The following is a 17,049-nucleotide window of genomic DNA, read 5'->3' as shown; positions in this document are numbered from 1 at the left end:
AGTCCAGGCTGATAAATCTACTGTTAGTAACCATGAAGGTGAACAGCCCGAACGACACCGCCCGGCTCGCGTCCGAGCTGCGGCTCGCGGTGGGCCGGGTGACGCGGCGCCTGCGTCAGGCGCACGCCGTGGGGGACGTGTCGCTCTCCGGAGTGTCGGTCCTGGCCCGGCTCGCCCGCGACGGCTCCGAATCGCCGACGTCCCTCGCCGAGGCCGAGCGGGTACGCCCGCAGGCGATGGCCAGCACCCTCGCGCTGCTCGAACAGCGCGGGCTGGTCCGCCGCAGCCCCGATCCCGCGGACGGGCGGCGGAGCATCCTGGCGATCACGGACGAGGGACGCGCCGTGCTGGCCGAGCGGCGCTCCGCGTCGGTCCACCGGCTCGGGGCCGTTCTCGACGAGTTCACCGCGGAGGAGCGCGCGACCCTCGCGTCGGCGCTGCCCCTCCTCGACCGACTGGCGGAGCGACTGTGACCGAGCGCGCGCACATACCCGGCGACGGACAGGAGACCGGGGGCGGACGACCGTCGCTGCTGAGCGCCGTGCGCTCGGGGCGTCGTAAGGACAGTCCCCCCGGGCCGAATTACAAGTGGGTCGCGCTGTCGAACACCACGCTCGGCGTGCTCATCGCCACGATGGACGCCTCGATCGTGATCATCTCGCTGCCCGCGATCTTCCGCGGCATCGGCCTCGATCCGCTCGCGCCCGGCAACATCGGCTATCTGCTCTGGATGATCCTCGGCTATCTGCTGGTCTCGGCGGTGCTGGTCGTCGTACTCGGCCGGCTCGGTGACATGTTCGGCCGGGTGAAGATCTACAACATCGGCTTCCTGATCTTCGCGTGTGCGTCCGTGGCGCTGTCCCTGGACCCGTTCCGCGCGGGGGCGGGGGCGATGTGGCTGATCCTGTGGCGCGTCGTGCAGGCCTTCGGCGGTTCCATGCTCACCGCCAACTCGGCCGCGATCCTCACCGACGCCTTCCCCACCCGGCAGCGCGGAATGGCCCTCGGCATCAACCAGATCACCGCCCTCGCCGGCCAGTTCCTCGGCCTGCTCGCCGGTGGACTGCTGGCCGTCGTCGACTGGCGCGCGGTGTTCTGGGTGAGCGTGCCGATCAGCATCACCGGCACCATCTGGTCGTACCTGAGCCTGCGCGAGACCTCGGCGGGCCGCCCCGGCCGCATCGACTGGCTGGGCAACCTCACCTTCGCGGCCGGCGCCGGCATCCTCCTCGCCGGCATCACCTACGGCATCCAGCCCTACGGCGGCAGCGCCACCGGCTGGGGAAACCCGTGGGTGCTCAGCGGCCTGATCGGCGGCGTCGTACTCCTGCTGATCTTCTGCTACGTCGAGACGCACATCGCCGAACCGATGTTCAACCTGGCCCTGTTCAAGGTGCGCGCCTTCGCCGCGGGCAACCTTGCCGCGCTGCTCACCGCGATCGCGCGGGGCGGGCTGCAGTTCATGCTGATCATCTGGCTGCAGGGCATCTGGCTGCCGTTGCACGGCTACGACTACGAGGACACCCCGCTGTGGGCGGGCATCTTCATGCTGCCGCTCACCGTCGGCTTCCTCATCGCCGGGCCCGTGTCCGGATGGCTGTCGGACCGGTTCGGCGCCCGGGCGTTCTCGACGGTCGGGCTGATCGTCGTCGCGCTCTCCTTCCTCGGGCTGCTCGCGCTGCCCATCGACTTCGACTACGGCATGTTCGCGGCGCTGCTGCTGCTCAACGGCCTGGGCCAGGGCATGTTCTCCGCGCCGAACACGTCGTCCATCATGGGCAGCGTGCCGAGCGAGTACCGGGGTGTCGCCTCGGGCATGCGGTCCACCTTCCAGAACTCGGGCACCGCGCTGTCCATCGGCGTGTTCTTCTCCCTGATGGTGTCCGGGCTCGCGACCTCGCTGCCCAGGACCCTGAGCCACGGACTCCAGATACACGGGGTACCGGCCGGCGCGGCCGAGCAGGCGGCGTCGCTGCCTCCGGTGAGCACGCTGTTCGCGACGTTCCTCGGCAACAACCCCATCCAGCACCTGCTCGCGTCCGACGGAACCCTCGACCACGTCACCGCCGCCCAGCGCGCCGTCCTGACCGGCCACACCTTCTTCCCCCAGTTGGTCTCGGGCCCGTTCCACCACGGCCTGACCATCGTCTTCAGCGTCGCCGCCGGCATGGCCCTGGTCTCCGCCGTCGCCTCGGCGCTGCGCGGCGGCCACAAGCCGGACACGGAACCCGAACCGTCACCGGCAGGTCTGCCACCCGCTCCCGCGGAGACGCCCGAGACGTCGCAGACGGGGCCGAACGGGGCGTCGTAGAGCCCGAGTTGATACGACGCGCCCGGTCTGCCGGAGTGGTCAGCGGTTCAGGTGGGCGAGTACCAGGTTGGGGTCCTTCGCGGTGACGTAGGCCGCGCTCAGGACGTAGGCGGTGTCGCCGCGCAGGGCGATCGACGTGGGGTTCTGCAGGCCGTCCGCCGCGGTCAGGACCGTGGTGGGGCTGCCGTGCGGCTCGACGAGCACGACCTCGCTCGAACCGTTGAGGGTGGCCAGCACCTGGTCGCCGCGGCCGGTGAAGGCGAAGTCGTCGATCCCGGACAGGCCGGTGACCTCGGTCCGAACCCTGCCCGAGCGTCCGTCCCGCAGGACGGGAACGCGCAGGACGGTGCCGCGGTCGAGGTTCGTGACCCAGAGCGCCCCGCCCCGGATCTTCAGGCCGTTGGCGCCGAGGAAACCGGTCGACGCCAGTTCGGGCGCGGTGGACCAGGCGGTGGGCGCACCGCCGGAAACGGGCACCTTCCAGATGGTGCCGCGTACGGAGTCGGTGGCGTAGAGAGTGCGCGAACGGGCGTCCAGGGCAAGGCCGTTGGGCAGTCCGTCCGCGGGCAGCGCGGCGATCCGCTGCGGCGTGCCGCCGGGGCGCAGCCGCCATACGCCGGTGAGGTCGGCGGTGCCGGTGGCGTACAGGAAGTACAGGGTGCCGTCGTGGGCCCGCACGATGCCGCTGGTCAGGGCGAAGCCCAGGACCGGGGTGTGGACCCCGCCGTCCGCCGGTGCGGGCAGGGTGGCCAGGATCCGCGTGGTGCCGTCGGGCGAGAGGCGCGCGATCTGGCGGGCGGCGGCGAAGGTGACGTAGGCGCTGCCGTCGGGAGCGAGCACGACGTTCTCCGGTGTCTGCCCCTTGGCCAGGTCGAAGTGGCGCGCGATCCGGGCGTCGCTCAGCGGCGCGGAGACGGCCGAGGCGGGAGCCGGGCCGAGCGTCACGGCGGCGGCCGCGACGACGACGGCCGCGGACAGGGCGGACTTGGTGAGCTTCTTGAGCATGGGTCGGTCCCTTGGGGTGAGTCGGTTCTGTGGTCGGTGGTTTTCGGGCATACGGCAGCGACGTGCCGGGGCAGTGGTGCGGTGAGCGGGGGCGAGGCCGTGAAGTGCGCCTGATGGGTGGAAAGTTGGCGAGCGCGGGAGGTCAGTCCGTGGCGGCCCGGGCAGGTGTCCGCGTCGGCTCGGCCGGTACGGACGCCTGGGCCAGCAGGGTCAGTGCCGCCCGTGCGGACGAGCCCGCCGGGGTGGTGGCGACCACGACGCTGGTGCCGCGTCCGAGACCGAGGGTCTGCTGGACGACCGTGAGCGGACCCACCAGCGGATGGCGCATCTCGTACGAGGCGAGCATGTGCGACTTGACCCGGTGGTCGGCCCACATCGAGGCGAACTCGGCGTTCTTGGCGCTCAGCTCGCCCACCAGCGCGTGCAGTGCCGCGTCGTCGGGGAACCGTCCCGCCACCAGGCGGAGGTGCCCCACCACCGCCCTGGCCTTGCTCGGCCAGTCCGCGTACAGGTCGCGGGTGTGCGGGTCCAGGAACACCAGGCGGGCCATGTTCGGCCGCCGGTCCGGCCGGTCCGGGGCGTCGGGGTCCACATGACCGGCGAACAGTGCGTGTCCCAGACGGTTCCAGGCCAGCACGTCGCCGCATCGGCCCAGCAGGAGCGTGGGCGCGTCCCCCAGGACGTCCAGCAGTTGGGCGTGTTCTTCCGTCACCTGTTCCGGCGCGGGCCGCCGGCCCCGCGGGCGTTGTCTGCCCGCGCGGGCCAGGTCGTGCAGGTAGCGCCGCTCGGGCTCGTCGAGCCGCAGGGCGAAGGCCAGCGCGTCCAGCACCTCGGGCGAGGCGCTCGGCGCCTGTCCCTGTTCCAGCCGCGTGTAGTACGAGACGCTCACCCCGGCGAGCAGTGCCAACTCCTCGCGGCGGAGCCCCGGCACGCGCCGCCGCTCCCCGTACGTGGCCACCCCGACGTCCTCAGGACGGAGGTGGGAACGCCGAGCGTGCAGAAATTCCCCGAGCTGCGTTTTCCCTTTCACGGAACTCAGTATGGTCAGCTCTCGCGCGCGCAGCCTGACCCAACTCCGGGTAGGCAACGGCGGGTCAGGCTCGCGGAGCCGCTCGGCACGCGAGCCGCACCTGTCACTCCGCGTGAGGAGGATTGACAGGGGCTCTTTGTCGATTCGACAGTGTCGGCGTGACTTCCTCTCCGGTCCGGCCCGACGGACATCCGCTGCGCGTGCTGTGCGAGTCCCTGCTGTCGCGCATCGAGGAGCTCAGCGTCGTCGTCACCGACGACATCAGGCGCGAGCTCCCCTCGTACGCGGCGTTCCCGCTGGCCGAGCAACGCCGGACCGTGCGCAGCCGGCTCCAGGCCCTCCTGCGGGGTCTCGCTCTCGATGTGGAGCCGACGGCCGGGCAACTGCTGGAGTTCCAGGCCGAGTCACGCAGGCGGGCGTACTACGGCCTGCCCGTCCAGGACGCGCTCGCGACCTTCCACATCGGCGCCCGCCGGATCTGGGACGAACTGCGCGCCGCGGCGCGGGGTACGGCGGCCGAGGACGCCGCGATCGAACTGGTCGCGCCCCTATGGTCGTGGGTGCGGTCGGTGAGCGGCGTCGTCGCGGACGCCTTCGCGGACGAGGCCGGGTCACGGTACGGCCGCGAGGCCGGTCTGCGGCAGCGCTTCCTCGAACTGCTCCGCACCGGCGGGGCACCCCGCGAGCACACCGCGGAGATCGCGCGTGAACTCGGTTTCGACCCGGACGGCGACTTCCGGGCCCTGTGCACGCCCGCTGCCGCGTGGGCCGCGCAAGGACACCTCGGCCTGCTGCAACGTGCGGCGCGGCAGCTTGCCGGACGTGTCTCCTGCGGCTTGAGCGGGCAGCTCATGGTCGCCGTCACCCAGCGGGTCGACCCGGGCGACCTGGCCACCCGCGTGATCGACCTGGGCGGCGACGACGCGCGCGTGGGCGTCGGTCTCGACCGGCCCGGGCTCGCCGGCGCGGAGATGAGCATCGCCGACGCGGAGCGCGCCCTCGCCGTGGCCGAACGCGGCGGCCGCGCCACGTCGTTCGAGGACGTCTGGCTCAAGGCGAGCCTCATCGACAGCCGCGAGCGGCTGCACCCCCTGTTCACCGAGGTCCGCCGAGTCACCGGCGAACAACCCCTGTTGGCGGAGACGGTGATCGCCTTCGCGGACTCCGGGTCGTCGCTGGCCCGGGCCGCCACCGCCCTCGGGATCCACCCCAACACCGTGGCCTACCGGCTCGGCCAGTGGCACAAGCTCACCGGCGCCGATCCGCGCGCCTTCGCCGGACTCCTCCGCTCGGTCGTCGGCATCACCGGTTGACGGCGACTGTGGATTCCACAGAAATCCGCCCCATGACTCCATGATCACGCCGAAGACCGCCAACCGGTCGCTTCCTACACTCCGTTACTGCTGACTGCAGAGATCCCAGAGCAATGAACGGACCAGGAATGACTGAGAAGCACCCGAGTTCCTACGTGATGGGAAATACCTCCGAGGAGGCGGACAGGCTCGGCATACAGGCTTCGCTGTACGACAGCCACACCGAATATCTGTTGAGGACGGCGGGCCTGCGGGAGGGAATGCGCGTCCTCGACGTCGGCTGCGGTACCGGCGAAGTGTCCCTGGCCGCCGCGCGCGTGGTCGGCTCGGGCGGCCGGGTTCTCGGCGTGGACATGGACCCGGGCGTCCTGGAACGCGCGCGGGAGAACGCGGCCGCGTTGTCCTCCGGGAATGTCGCCTTCGAGCAGGGCACACTCCCCGATCTCGACCTGTCCGAGCCTTTCGACGCCCTGGTGGGACGACTGATCCTGATTCATCTCGACGATCCGGTGGCCACGGTGAAGGGACTGACACGGTTGGTGCGGCCCGGTGGCGTCGTCACGTTCCAGGACTTCAACATTTCGCGGACACGCGCCATACCCGCGGTACCGCTGGTGACGGAATCCGTGGAGTGGATCAGCGCGGCGCTCCGAGAGGGCCGCCGCGACCCCGACATGGGCGAGCAACTGGCCGAAGTCCTACGGCTTTCCGGGCTGACCGACCCCGGCGTGGCGGTCGCCGTCCCCACCGGCGGCCCCGACTCGGCGGCAGTGACACTCATCGCCGAGTCGGCGCGCAGCCTCCTGCCGGTGATGGAGCGCGCCGGCATCGCCACGGCCGAGGAGGTCGACATCGACACCCTGCGCACGCGCATGGCCCGCGCGTGCACGGACGTCCAGGCGACGGTGTACGTCCCGGAACTCGTGGCCGCATGGGCAGAGGTGCGATAGGGCCTGCCTGTACGGCAGTTCGGCATCCGAGATCGGCCGGCTTCTGGTGGCGAGTCCCGGCTGACGGCCGCCCTGGACGAGGCCCGTACGCCCGTACGCGGTGTCGACGTCGGATCACCAGGAGGTGCGGCCCTGCGAAGGCTGGGCCGACTGGGCCGGCTCCCTCGGCGGGAAGACGGAGTCGCCGCCGAACAGCGGGGCGGGCGCGGGCTCCGACGTCTTCGCCCCGGTCTCGCCGATCATCATGTCCGGGTCGAACATGACGATCACGGCGGCGACCAGGAGGACCAGGAGCGGACCGGCGAGCATGACGAGGAGGAACGCGACCAGGTCGGCGGAGGACTGCGAGGACCCGGCCACATTGGTGAGGTGGACGGAGACCGCGGCCATACCGGTGTAGTGCATGCCGGTGACGGCGACACCCATCACCAGGCTCGCGCCGAGGCTCGCCCACAGCGCGTGGATGGAGACCGCCGCCCACAGCGCCGCGGTGGCGGCCGCGACGGCGATCACGATGGAGAGCACCACGGTCACGGGGTCGTAGTGGAGGGTGCCGTTCGTGTGGATGGCGGCCATCCCGAGGTAGTGCATGGCCGCGACACCGAGCCCGGTGACCGCGCCGGCCACACCCAGGTTGAGCGGGGATCCGCCGCGGTACCCGACGAGGAACACCCCGACGGCGACGACGGCGATGGCCACGCCGAGGCTCAACAGCGTCTTCGTGGCGTCGTAGTTGACGAGCGCGCCCTCGACGCTGAAGCCGATCATGGCGATGAAGTGCATGGTCCATATGCCGCAGCCGATCGAGACGGCGCCGAGCGCCAGCCAGCGGGCTCTGTGCTGCGGGCGGCGCAGCGAACGGGTCGTGCAGCGCAGCCCGAGGGCCGCTCCCAGGCACGCCATCAGATAGGCGGCGACCGGAGTCACCGCGCCGTAGTAGAAGTCGGAGACAGTCGCGGCGGCGGCTGTGGTCATGGAGGGTTCCCTTCACGTACGTGACGGCAGGCGGCACCGCAGGCGCGGTGTGCCGGCACGGTGACGTGGCGCACGCTCCCGTCCGGCGGACCGCGGACGATTGCGGTTCGTACCGGGCGCGGCCTCCGGTCGGGAGGGGCGCGGGGACACAGGATGCGCTACGGCAGGGGCGCGCGCGGATCGACCACTCCCGCCCCTGCCGCACGTTCGTACCGGCTCGGCCGGGCGGTCCTGCACGAGCGCGCGGACATCCTGCTGAGGTCACAGGACACGGGGAACCGAACGGTCGACTTCAAGCCACCAGGCCGAGTTGTGCATGATTCAATCACGCCACTCACACAATTCATACACAACTTGGATAGGTGTTAGCCGAATCGATACTTCGCCACCACTGCCCACAAAGCCCACCAGTGTGGGGAGTTCAGCGTCCGGCGCTCTGGCCGCCGTCGACGTGGAGGATCTCGCCGGTGACGAAGGTCGCGTTCTCCAGGAACACGATCGCGTCGACGACGTCGCCGACCTCGCCCATCCGTCCGAGCGGGTGCAGCGCGGCGAGCGGCGCGGACGTCTCGGGGTGCATGGGAGTTCTGATGACGCCCAGCGCGACCGCGTTGCTGCGGATGCCGCGGGAGGCGTACTCGATCGCCAGCGCCCTGGTGGCGGACTGGAGCCCGCCCTTGGTCAGGGAGGCCAGCACCGCGGGGATCGTGGAGTCGGCGTGATCGGCGAGGCTGGTGCTGATCTGGACGATGTGGCCGGTGCCTTGACGCAGCATCTGCCGGACGGCGAGCTGGGTGATGTGGAAGAACCCGGTCAGGTTGACGCCGACGACCGCCTCGTACTCCTCCCGGGAGTAGCCGGTGAACGGCTTGGCGAGGTAGAGGCCCGCGTTGTTGACGAGGGTGTCGATCCGGCCGAACCGTTCGATCGCCGCGGCGACGACGCGCTCGGCCGTGGCCGGATCGGTGATGTCGCCCTGGACGGTGAGCACGTCCGGGTCCTCGGAGGGGGTGATGCCGCGGGAGGTCGCGACCACGGAGTGGCCGAGCTTGCGGTACGCCTCGACCAGGCCGGCGCCGATGCCCTGTGACGCGCCGGTGACGACGGCGACCTTCTTGACGGGAACGTCCATGGTGTCCCTCCGGGTGGTGACGGTGCGGGCCTGCCTTGTCGGCTGGTCCCGCTCGGGTGGGGCACTTCTACCGGTGCGGCGGCCCGAGGTGGGGGAACCCGGGCAGCAGGTCGTGCGGCATCACCCCGCCCGAGGTGACCTTTCCGTTCGTCAGGAAGGTCATCCGGGCGATGAAGACGTCGTCGGTGAGGCCGCGCCCGTTGGGATAGACGGCGGGCCGGCCGCGGTCGTAGGTCAGGACGTCCGGCAGGACGGTGGCGGCCGCCGCACTCGCCTCGGCGGGCGGATAGCCGTTCCCCTCCAGGATCTTCGACCACGGCCCCAGGTACTTCGCCACGTCGTCCGCCGGATGCCCGGCGTTGTACGCGTCCTTGGCGTAGTCGGGATTGATGAACGGGTTGATCGTCGGATGCCCGCCGCGGTCCACCTGGACGAGCGCGCCGTCACGACGCACGCTGACGGTCGCCCACAGGCGGATCAGCGGATCCGGGCCGAGCATGTCGTCGGGCACCTCCAGCGCGACGCACTGCACGTCCTTGTCGGCGAAGGCGTCGGCTCCGGTCCACACGAAGCCGTGCAGGGCGCCTTCGGCGTCGGCGAAGAACGGATCGCTGCGTACGCCCATGAACAACCGGCAGCGACCCGCCTCGACGGGCTGCGCCGACGCGTCGAAGCCGACCGGTACGGCACTGGCGAGCACTTCACCGGTCGGCTCGGCCCTGCGGGCGTCGGCCCCGGTGGCGTAGTAGGCCGTGCCCGTCTGCCTCCCGTCTCTCGCCTCCGTGAACACGAACGAGAAGGCAGCGTCGGCCTGGTTGTCACCGTCGTTGTCGATGTTGACGCGGTACACGGCGTCGGGGTGCAACTCCGCACTCATCAGGAACGGCGGGGTCGCGCTCAGGCCCGTCGCGAACGGGTTCACGTCGATGATCAACACCGTTCTGCCGGCGTCCCCGGGCGCCGGGAAGGCGAACAGGTCGGTCAGGTCCAGGCGCGCGTCGTCGCCCGGGAACTTGAGATAGGCCGCGCTGAAGTGGTTGGACATGGCGATTCCCTCGGTCGGCCACGAGGCGGCCGCGCCGTGCGGAGTCCGTCGCCCTGGCGCTGCCGCTCGCGGGACGGTGGGTGGATTCGTCCACCGTCCCGCAGCACCGGGGGCCCTCGCGCCCGTAGAACTCACTGGTCCGTGCCGAGCCGATCGACAGGGACGGGGGACGTGCGACACCCTGGTCGGCCCCCGGCCAGGGAGGACCACGGGCGCGAGCGACGGCCCCGCCGAGCGATCCTGGGCGGGGCGACGGCCCAGGAGGACCGACACGGAGTACCTGGTCACGCCCGTCGCGGAGATGCCGTACTGGCCGAGCGGCGAGACCCTTGAGGAGTTGACCGCCCGTGAGGACGGACTCGCTCGTGATCCGGCCGCCGGGGGACCCTGCTCCGGCTGTGGAGGCTGCCCGGTCAGGGCCGCGGTCTCGGACTGCGGCAGGCCGCCGGAACCGAGCAGACGCGGGACATCCTGCGGTCCCGGCGAACGTCCCGGGAACCGGCGCCTCCAGTGTGTGCCCAACGCTCCGACCCCCTCCTACGGAGGCTGCGATGAACGATCTCTCAGGAAGCACCGTCGTCGTCATCGGCGGCAGCTCCGGCATCGGGCTGGAGACGGCACGGCAGGCGCACGCGGCCGGCGCGAAGATCGTCGTCACCGGTCGTGACCAGGGGCGGCTCGACGCCGCGCGGGACGAGCTCGGCGCGTCGGCCGCGAGGCTCGACCTGGGTGATGCCCCGGGACCGCACCGGTTCTTCGCGGAGCTGCCCACGCCGGTCGACCACGTCCTGGTCGCGGGCGGCGGACCGCTCTACGCGCCGATCGCCGACATGGACCTCGACGAGGCGCGGAGCGTGCTCGACGAGCATCTGCTGGGCTCGCTGCGCATCGCGCGGGAGTGCGCGACGTGTGTCCGTCCCGGCGGGTCGCTGACGTACATCACCGGCACGCACGCCCGCCGCCCCGGCGTGGGTCTGAGCATCGCGGCCGTCGCCGCGGCGAGTCTGCCGGCCATCACGGCGAACGCGGCCCTCGAACTCGCCCCGGTCCGGGTCAACGCGATCGCCGCCGGGTTCGTCGACACCCCGTTGTCGGCACGGCTGCTCGGCGACGAACTGGAGCCTCGCCGGGAGGAGTTGCGCGGCACACTGCCGATCCGCCGGGTGGTGGGACCGTCGGACGTGGCCGCGCTCGCCCTGCACCTGATGACCAACACGGCACTCACCGGGGCGACTTACGACATCGACGGCGGCCAGCAGCTGATCCCCTGAGCACCAGCCCCTACTCCGGTGCGGCCTCGTACTCGCCGCGGGGCAGCACGTCACGGAGCTGTCTGCGGGAGGTGATCGACAGCTTGGTGAAGATCTTCCGCAGGTGCCACTCGACGGTCCGCGGGCTCAGGAACAGGCGGGAGCCGACCTCCGGGTTGGAGAAGCCGTCCTGCACGAGCGACGCGATCTGCTTCTCCTGCGGGGTCAGTTCGTCACGCGACGAGGCCTCGACCGTGCGCTTGCGGACGGTCTCCCCGGTGGCGAGCAGTTCCCGGCGGGCCCGTTCGGCGAACGCCTCCATGCCGATCGACACGAACATCTCGTAGGCCGTACGCAAGTGCCCCCGGGCGTCGCTCCGTTGCCGGTCCCGGCGCAGCCACTCGCCGTACAGCAGATGGGCACGCGCCAGTTCGGGGCGCAGTTGTGTCCGGCCCAGTCGCTCGATCGACCTGCGGTAGAGGCGGTCCGCGGGGGCTCCGGCGGTGAGCAGGGCCCGGCAGCGGGCCAGGACTCCCTGCGCCCAGTCGGTGTCGCACGGCTCCGCCGCGTCCGTGAGTCGTTCGAGCGCGTCACCGGCGACCCCTTCCTCTCCGACGCGCACCGCCGCCTCGACGAGTTCGGGCAACACCCAGACGGAGACCCACAGTTCGGCGATCCGGCTGCCGATCTGGGCTGCGGGCATCGCCTGTTCGTAGCGGGCGAGGCCGTTGTAGAGGACGGCGGCGGACCAGTGGGCGACCGTGACTCCCATCAACTGACCGCTCGCACCGGCCTCTTCGACGGTGGCCGCGATGAGGGGCTCCGTATCGGCGCTACGACCCCGCAGTGCGCCCAGCCGGAGTCTGACGTGCGGCGCCAGCGGGACGCCGGTCGCCGCGGCGACGATGTCCGCCTCGTCGACGATCGACGCGGCGGCGTCGAAGTCGCCGGTCCATGTGGTCGTCATGCCCAACGACGTGAGGCACAAGGGGAGTTCGGTCAGGGCACCGGCGGTGCGCGCCACCTCGACGGCCCGGCCGTACATGCTGCGCATGGCCCGGTCGTCCCAGACGGCGGCACTGACTCCGTTCGCGACCCAGCCCCACTTCAGCACGTCGGGCGCGGGAAGATCCGCGAGTGCCGTGACGGCCCGCTGAAGTGCGGGGACCGCGGCGGCGCGGCCGCCGGTGACGAGCAGCGCGCAGGCCTCGATCACGAGATCGAGGGTGTCGGGAGTTCCCCTGGCCGCCGGAAGTTCCCGCATCGCCCGGGAGATCTCCATGAGGCTGTCGGCGTCCGCGGCGACCAGTGCCGAGGTTCCCCACGCCATCAGGTACGTCTCGCGCGCGAGGTCCTTGTCGAAGGGCTCCAGTCGCTGTGCGGCCGTCAGCAGCAGCGGTGGTGCCTCCTGGTCGAGGCCGGCCGCGAACGTGAGCCGGCCGCGCACGAGTTGGGCCCGCGCGCGTTGGAACTCGCTCCGCGCGTACTGGTCCGCGATGTCGGCGAACCGGCGGGCGGCGTCGAGGTCACCGGCCTGCAGGCTGACGTCGGCGGCGGTCACCGCCCGTTCGGCACGCCGTGACGTGTCGCCGGTGAGTGCCACGGACCGCTGGAGGAAGGCCGCCGCCGCGGCGAGCCCACCGCGTGCCTGCGCGCGGTCCGCGGAGCGTTCGAGTTCGGCGGCGACGGACTCGTCCGGGCCCGCGGTGGCGGACGCGAGATGCCAGGCGCGGCGGTCCGGGTCGGCCTGCGGGTCGGTGACCCCGGCCAGGGCCAGGTGCGCGGCCCGGCGGTCCTCCTCCGTCGCCGCGCGGTACACGGCCGACCGTACGAGCGGGTGCCGGAACGTGACGCGTACGTCGAACGACAGCAGTCCGTCCGTGCCGCCGGCGAGAGCCGTCTCCGGTGTCACACCGAGACGCCCGGCCGCCGACCACACCAGGGCGGGATCGCCGACCGGTTCGGCGGCGGCGATCAGCAGGAGCAGCCGGGTCTCGTCCGGGAGGGCCTCGATCCGGCGCAGGAAGCTCTGTTCGATGCGGCCCGGGAGCGTGTCGCCGTTCAAGAGGCCGAATCCACCGGCGAGTCGGGTGATGGTCAGGCCGCGGGGCAGTTCGAGGAGGGCGAGGGGATTGCCCTTGGTCTCCGCGACGAGACGGTCGCGGATGTCCTGGTCGAGCCGGGTGTGCGTGACCGAGTCGAGCAGGGTGTGGGCGTCGGCGTCACACAGCCCGGTGATCTCCAACTCCGGTAGTCCGAGCAGGTCTTGGGGCCCTTCGCGGGCTCCGAAGACGAGGGCGACCGACTCCGCCAGCAGTCGGCGGGCGACGAAGCCCAGGATCTGTGCCGAGACCCGGTCCATCCACTGCGCGTCGTCGACCAGGCAGAGCAGCGGGTGTTTCGCGGAGGCGTCCGAGAGGAGGCCGAGCACCGCCATGCCGACCAGGAAGCGATCGGGAGGGGGCCCCGCGCGTATGCCGAAGACGGTCTCCAGCGCGGCGCACTGTGGCCGGGGAAGGTTCTTCAGGCGGTCGAGCAACGGCACACACACCTGGTGCAGCGTGGCGAACGCGAGTTCCATCTCGGACTCGATGCCGACGGCGTGCAGCACGCGCAGGTCGGTCGCCGACCGGGCCGCGTAGTCGAGCAGTGCCGATTTTCCGACGCCGGGTGCGCCGTGCACCACGAGCGTGCCGCTCTCCCCGCTACGGGCCGCGCTGATCATCCGGTCGAGCCGGGCGCACTCGGTCCGTCTGCCGAGCAGGCCGGCCTTTGCCCCGTCCCGTGAGCCGTGCTCCGCATGCGCCACGGTTGCCCGCCTTCGTCGCGGTCTGCCCCCTGGTCACACTGCACGTTACAACGGTGGGCCCGCGGCCTGAATCCTGACCGGGCAAAGGCCCGGTCGCCGCCTCGTGGCAGGACGCGTTCAAGCCGCGGCGTGCATCTCGGTCTCCGGCCGGTGACGCTGTCACGTCAGAAACGCCCGGATCCGTCGGGCGGCGTCGTCGGCGCAGGTGTCCAGGACGAAGTGGCCGCCGTCGAGCAGATGGATCTCCGCATCGGGCAGGTCGGCCCGGTACGAGTCGGCCTCCCGCGCCAGGAACGACGCGTCGTGGCGTCCCCAGAGGACGAGCGTGCGGGGCCTGCGGGTGCGCAGCCACTGCTGCCAGACCGGGTAGGCGACGAGGTTGGTGCGGTAGTCGTAGAACAGCTCCACCTGGATCTCCGCCTGCCCCGGCCGGTTCAGGAAGGCGGACTCGTCCGTCCACAGGTCGGGGTCGTAGCGGTCGGTCGCGGGGTCGTTGCCCAGATGGCGTCCCCGCGTGGCGGCCAGGGACAGGAAGTTCTCGCGCAGTGCCGGCTCATGAGTGGCACGGTCGGCCCAGAAGGCACGTCGTGTCCGCCACAGCGGTCCCAGCCCGCTCTCGTGGGCCACCGCGTTCTGGATGATCAGTGCCTCCAGCCGCTCCGGGTGCGCCATGGCCATGCGGAACCCGACCGGCCCGCCGTAGTCCTGCACGAGGAGTGTGTACCGGTGGAGGCCGAGGGTGTCCACGAAGCCGTTCATGACCTCGGCCAGGTGGTCGAAGGTGTACGCGAACCCGCTCGGCGCGGGAGCGCTGCTGTGGCCGAATCCGGGCAGGTCGGGCGCGATCAGTCGCCACCGGTCGGCCAGGCGCCCCAGGAGCGGCTCGTACATCCGCGACGAGGACGGGAAGCCGTGCAGGAGCAGCAGGGCGGGGGCGTCGGGTGGTCCGGCCTCGCGGTAGAAGATCTCGAGGTCGTCGACCTTCAGCGTGCGGTAGCTCGTCACGCCGACGCCTTTCGCCCTGCGGCCCCGATCTGCTCACGCAGGTCCTTGAGCGCGGCGACGTAGATCTCCGAGAACGTGGGAAACGGCTGGATCGTGTCCCGCAGCACGTCCAGCGGGACACGGGCGCGGACGGCGAGGGTCGCCTGCTGCAGCCACTCCCCCGCCTCCGGGCCGAGGGCGTGGGCGCCGGTGATCACCCGGCCGTCGCTGAGCAGCGTGAGGAACCCGTTGGCGTCGGCGTAGGCGCGAGTGTAGGCGGCCGTCTTGGCAACCCCGGAGATCGGGACGGCGGCGCTGAACCGTGCCTCGCCCGCCCCCACCGACGCCGCCTGCGGATCGGTGTAGACGACGCGGGGTACGGCCGTGTAGTCGGCCTCGCGGGGTTCGCCCAGGATGTTGGCGGCGACGACCTCGCCCTGGTATTTGCCTACGTGGGTGAGCATCCAGAGGCCGGTGGCGTCGCCGACGACCCACAGCCGCTCGGCGGCACGCAGCCGCGTGTCGACGGGAATGCCGTGCTCGTCGGCCTTCACGCCCACCGTGTCCAGGCCGATGTCGTCGACGCGCGGGCGGCGTCCGGTGGCGACGAGGAGGTGGTCGCCGCGCAGTTCCCGCCCGTCGTCGAGCGTCAGGACGTACTCCTCGCCCTCGCGCCGGGCGGCGACCGTGCGCGGGCCGAGCACCAGCTCGACCCCGTCGCGGCGCAGCACCTCGCCGAGTGCCTCGCCCAGGGGCCGGGGCTCGCGGGGCAGGACGTACCCGCCGCGGGCCGTGACGACCACCTCGCCGCCCAGGCGGCGGACGGCCTGCGCCATCTCCACGCCGACGGGTCCGGCGCCGAGCACGACGAGTCGGCGCGGGACCGCCTTCATGCCCGTCACCTCGCGGTTGGTCCACACACCTGTCAGTTCGGACAGGCCCGGGACCGGCGGCATGACGGGCGACGCTCCCGTGGCCACGACGACGTGCTCGGCGGTGTGGCGGGCACCGGCCACCTCCACGACGCCCGGTCCCGCCAGCCGGCCGGTGCCGCGCAGCAGGGCGATGCCGGTGTCTGCCAGCCAGCGTTCCTGCCCGGCGTCGGAGTAGTCCGACACCATGAAGTCCCGCCAGGCCAGGGCCTGTTCGACGTCGACCTGGGCGCTCGCCGCGGCCTCTTGCGCGCCGTGCGCGGCCTCACCCGGGCGCAGCAGCGTCTTCGACGGGATGCACGCCCAGTACGAGCACTCCCCGCCGACCAGTTCGCGCTCCACCAGGGCGACCCGCAGACCGCCCTCGGCCAGTGCGCCGGCGCAGTGCTCGCCGGGCGATCCGCCGCCGATCACGATGACGTCGTAGTCGTGGTCGTCGGCATGGCCGTGGTTCTGGCTCATGGGTCGGTCCTCCTCACCTGCGGTCACCACGTCTGGTCACCGGCGCGGATCAGCATCTCGTTGACGGCCACCCGTCGCTCCCGGGTGACGATGTAGGCGATCGCGTCCGCGACGTCCTCCGCCCGCAGCGGTTCGATGCCGCTGACCTGCCGGAGTGCCGCCTCCCGGGTGGCCTCACCGAGGTGGTCCACCAACTCCGTGCGTACGGTGCCGGGTTCGACCACGGCGACCCGTACCCGCTCCACGAGCAGCTCTTGCCGCAGGGCTTCGGTGAAGCCGTTCAGGCCGGATTTCGTCAGGTTGTAGACGCTGCTCCCGGGGCGGGCGACGCGTCCGGCCGTCGAGCCGACGTCGACGATGTCGGCCACCTGCCGCGGGGACGTGGTGGCCGCGTCGATCAGGTACGGGACGGCGGCATGGGTCACGTGGAGCAGCGCGGTCACGTTGAGCGAGACCATCCGGTCCCACTCCTCGACCGTGGCGTGCAGAGCCGTGCCGAGCAGCATGATCCCGGCGTTGTTGACCAGGATGTCGAGCCGCTCCAGCCGCCCGAGCGTGACCTGGACCGCCTGGTACGCCTGCTCGGGGTCGCTGATGTCGGCCTCCACGACGTCGGCCCGGCCGCCCAGCCGCGTGATGTCCTGGGCGAGCCGGTCCAGGCGGTCGCGACGCCGTGCGACGAGCGCCACCGCCGCGCCCTCCTGGGCCAGCCGGCGCGCGGTCGCGGCACCGATGCCACTGCTGGCACCGGTCACCAGCGCGACGGCTCCGCCCAGCGGTTTCTCGGACATGGCGGTCTCACTTCCTCACGTCGAGGACGACGCGCAACCGGGCGTCACCGGAGATCATCC

14 protein-coding genes are annotated in these 17,049 nt (G+C 71.6%); 5 read left to right on the top strand and 9 right to left on the bottom strand.

Going from position 1 to position 17,049, the window contains the following annotated elements; genetic code table 11:
• Positions 1-32 precede the first annotated feature (32 nt).
• Both R2B38_RS42610 and R2B38_RS42605 read left to right on the top strand, forming a co-directional pair.
• Entirely contained in the window at positions 33-473 is a 441-nt protein-coding gene (locus tag R2B38_RS42610) for a MarR family winged helix-turn-helix transcriptional regulator (protein ID WP_318021164.1), read from the top strand.
• Positions 470-2,311: an MFS transporter gene (locus tag R2B38_RS42605; RefSeq protein WP_411978541.1), complete on the top strand. Its 1,842-nt coding sequence runs from the start codon at positions 470-472 to the stop codon at positions 2,309-2,311. The genes R2B38_RS42610 and R2B38_RS42605 overlap by 4 nt, the downstream gene beginning before the upstream one ends.
• A gap of 39 nt (positions 2,312-2,350) precedes the next feature.
• On the opposite strand, the gene R2B38_RS42600 is transcribed toward R2B38_RS42605, so the two are convergent.
• The gene (locus R2B38_RS42600; RefSeq protein ID WP_318021163.1) at positions 2,351-3,316 is read right to left on the bottom strand and encodes a hypothetical protein; all 966 of its coding nucleotides are present in this window, start codon (positions 3,314-3,316) and stop codon (positions 2,351-2,353) included.
• Between the two features lie 142 nt (positions 3,317-3,458).
• On the bottom strand, positions 3,459-4,346 hold the full coding sequence (locus R2B38_RS42595; RefSeq protein WP_318021162.1) for a helix-turn-helix transcriptional regulator: 888 nt from the start codon (positions 4,344-4,346) through the stop codon (positions 3,459-3,461).
• 158 nt (positions 4,347-4,504) lie between these two features.
• On the opposite strand from R2B38_RS42595, the gene R2B38_RS42590 reads away from it, so the two are divergent.
• Both R2B38_RS42590 and R2B38_RS42585 read left to right on the top strand, forming a co-directional pair.
• On the top strand, positions 4,505-5,659 hold the full coding sequence (locus R2B38_RS42590; RefSeq protein ID WP_318021161.1) for a helix-turn-helix domain-containing protein: 1,155 nt from the start codon (positions 4,505-4,507) through the stop codon (positions 5,657-5,659).
• Between the two features lie 128 nt (positions 5,660-5,787).
• Complete coding sequence (locus R2B38_RS42585; RefSeq protein WP_318021160.1) at positions 5,788-6,609, top strand: class I SAM-dependent methyltransferase; 822 nt, start codon at positions 5,788-5,790, stop codon at positions 6,607-6,609.
• Positions 6,610-6,723: 114 nt separating this feature from the next.
• On the opposite strand, the gene R2B38_RS42580 is transcribed toward R2B38_RS42585, so the two are convergent.
• From R2B38_RS42580 to R2B38_RS42570, 3 genes are all read right to left on the bottom strand, one after another.
• Positions 6,724-7,584, bottom strand: coding sequence for an MHYT domain-containing protein (locus tag R2B38_RS42580; protein ID WP_318021159.1), 861 nt, complete (start codon positions 7,582-7,584; stop codon positions 6,724-6,726).
• Positions 7,585-8,005: 421 nt separating this feature from the next.
• Positions 8,006-8,716, bottom strand: coding sequence for an SDR family NAD(P)-dependent oxidoreductase (locus R2B38_RS42575; protein ID WP_318021158.1), 711 nt, complete (start codon positions 8,714-8,716; stop codon positions 8,006-8,008).
• Between the two features lie 67 nt (positions 8,717-8,783).
• Positions 8,784-9,761, bottom strand: a complete 978-nt coding sequence (locus R2B38_RS42570) for a DUF4331 family protein (RefSeq protein WP_318021157.1) — start codon at positions 9,759-9,761, stop codon at positions 8,784-8,786.
• Positions 9,762-10,312: 551 nt separating this feature from the next.
• On the opposite strand from R2B38_RS42570, the gene R2B38_RS42565 reads away from it, so the two are divergent.
• Entirely contained in the window at positions 10,313-11,032 is a 720-nt protein-coding gene (locus tag R2B38_RS42565; RefSeq protein WP_318021156.1) for an SDR family oxidoreductase, read from the top strand.
• Positions 11,033-11,042: 10 nt separating this feature from the next.
• Here the strand turns inward: R2B38_RS42565 and R2B38_RS42560 are convergent, their stop codons facing one another.
• The 4 genes from R2B38_RS42560 to R2B38_RS42545 all read right to left on the bottom strand — a co-directional run bounded on the left by R2B38_RS42560 (position 11,043) and on the right by R2B38_RS42545 (position 16,989).
• Positions 11,043-13,820, bottom strand: coding sequence for a helix-turn-helix transcriptional regulator (locus R2B38_RS42560; RefSeq protein WP_318021155.1), 2,778 nt, complete (start codon positions 13,818-13,820; stop codon positions 11,043-11,045).
• A gap of 159 nt (positions 13,821-13,979) precedes the next feature.
• The gene (locus tag R2B38_RS42555) at positions 13,980-14,825 is read right to left on the bottom strand and encodes an alpha/beta hydrolase (protein WP_318021154.1); all 846 of its coding nucleotides are present in this window, start codon (positions 14,823-14,825) and stop codon (positions 13,980-13,982) included.
• Positions 14,822-16,198, bottom strand: a complete 1,377-nt coding sequence (locus R2B38_RS42550) for an NAD(P)/FAD-dependent oxidoreductase (RefSeq protein ID WP_318021153.1) — start codon at positions 16,196-16,198, stop codon at positions 14,822-14,824. Before R2B38_RS42550 ends, R2B38_RS42555 begins: the two co-directional genes overlap by 4 nt.
• Before the next feature lie 23 nt (positions 16,199-16,221).
• Entirely contained in the window at positions 16,222-16,989 is a 768-nt protein-coding gene (locus R2B38_RS42545) for an SDR family NAD(P)-dependent oxidoreductase (RefSeq protein ID WP_318021152.1), read from the bottom strand.
• Positions 16,990-17,049: the final 60 nt, after the last annotated feature.

This window comes from Streptomyces sp. N50 (genome assembly GCF_033335955.1).
In the GTDB taxonomy this organism is placed as follows: Bacteria; Actinomycetota; Actinomycetes; order Streptomycetales; family Streptomycetaceae; genus Streptomyces.
The sequence above is the reverse complement of the archived record's forward strand: the minus strand, read 5'-3'. Positions and strand labels throughout refer to the sequence as shown.

Bases quoted from the DNA above. Each gene is read 5' to 3' on its own strand.
- R2B38_RS42575 (WP_318021158.1), bottom strand. From the start codon at position 8,716: ATGGACGTTCCCGTCAAGAAGGTCGCCGTCGTCACCGGCGCGTCACAG.
- R2B38_RS42565 (WP_318021156.1), top strand. From the start codon at position 10,313: ATGAACGATCTCTCAGGAAGCACCGTCGTCGTCATCGGCGGCAGCTCC.
- R2B38_RS42570 (WP_318021157.1), bottom strand. From the start codon at position 9,761: ATGTCCAACCACTTCAGCGCGGCCTATCTCAAGTTCCCGGGCGACGAC.
- R2B38_RS42545 (WP_318021152.1), bottom strand. From the start codon at position 16,989: ATGTCCGAGAAACCGCTGGGCGGAGCCGTCGCGCTGGTGACCGGTGCC.
- R2B38_RS42600 (WP_318021163.1), bottom strand. From the start codon at position 3,316: ATGCTCAAGAAGCTCACCAAGTCCGCCCTGTCCGCGGCCGTCGTCGTC.
- R2B38_RS42580 (WP_318021159.1), bottom strand. From the start codon at position 7,584: ATGACCACAGCCGCCGCCGCGACTGTCTCCGACTTCTACTACGGCGCG.
- R2B38_RS42610 (WP_318021164.1), top strand. From the start codon at position 33: ATGAAGGTGAACAGCCCGAACGACACCGCCCGGCTCGCGTCCGAGCTG.
- R2B38_RS42585 (WP_318021160.1), top strand. From the start codon at position 5,788: ATGACTGAGAAGCACCCGAGTTCCTACGTGATGGGAAATACCTCCGAG.
- R2B38_RS42550 (WP_318021153.1), bottom strand. From the start codon at position 16,198: ATGAGCCAGAACCACGGCCATGCCGACGACCACGACTACGACGTCATC.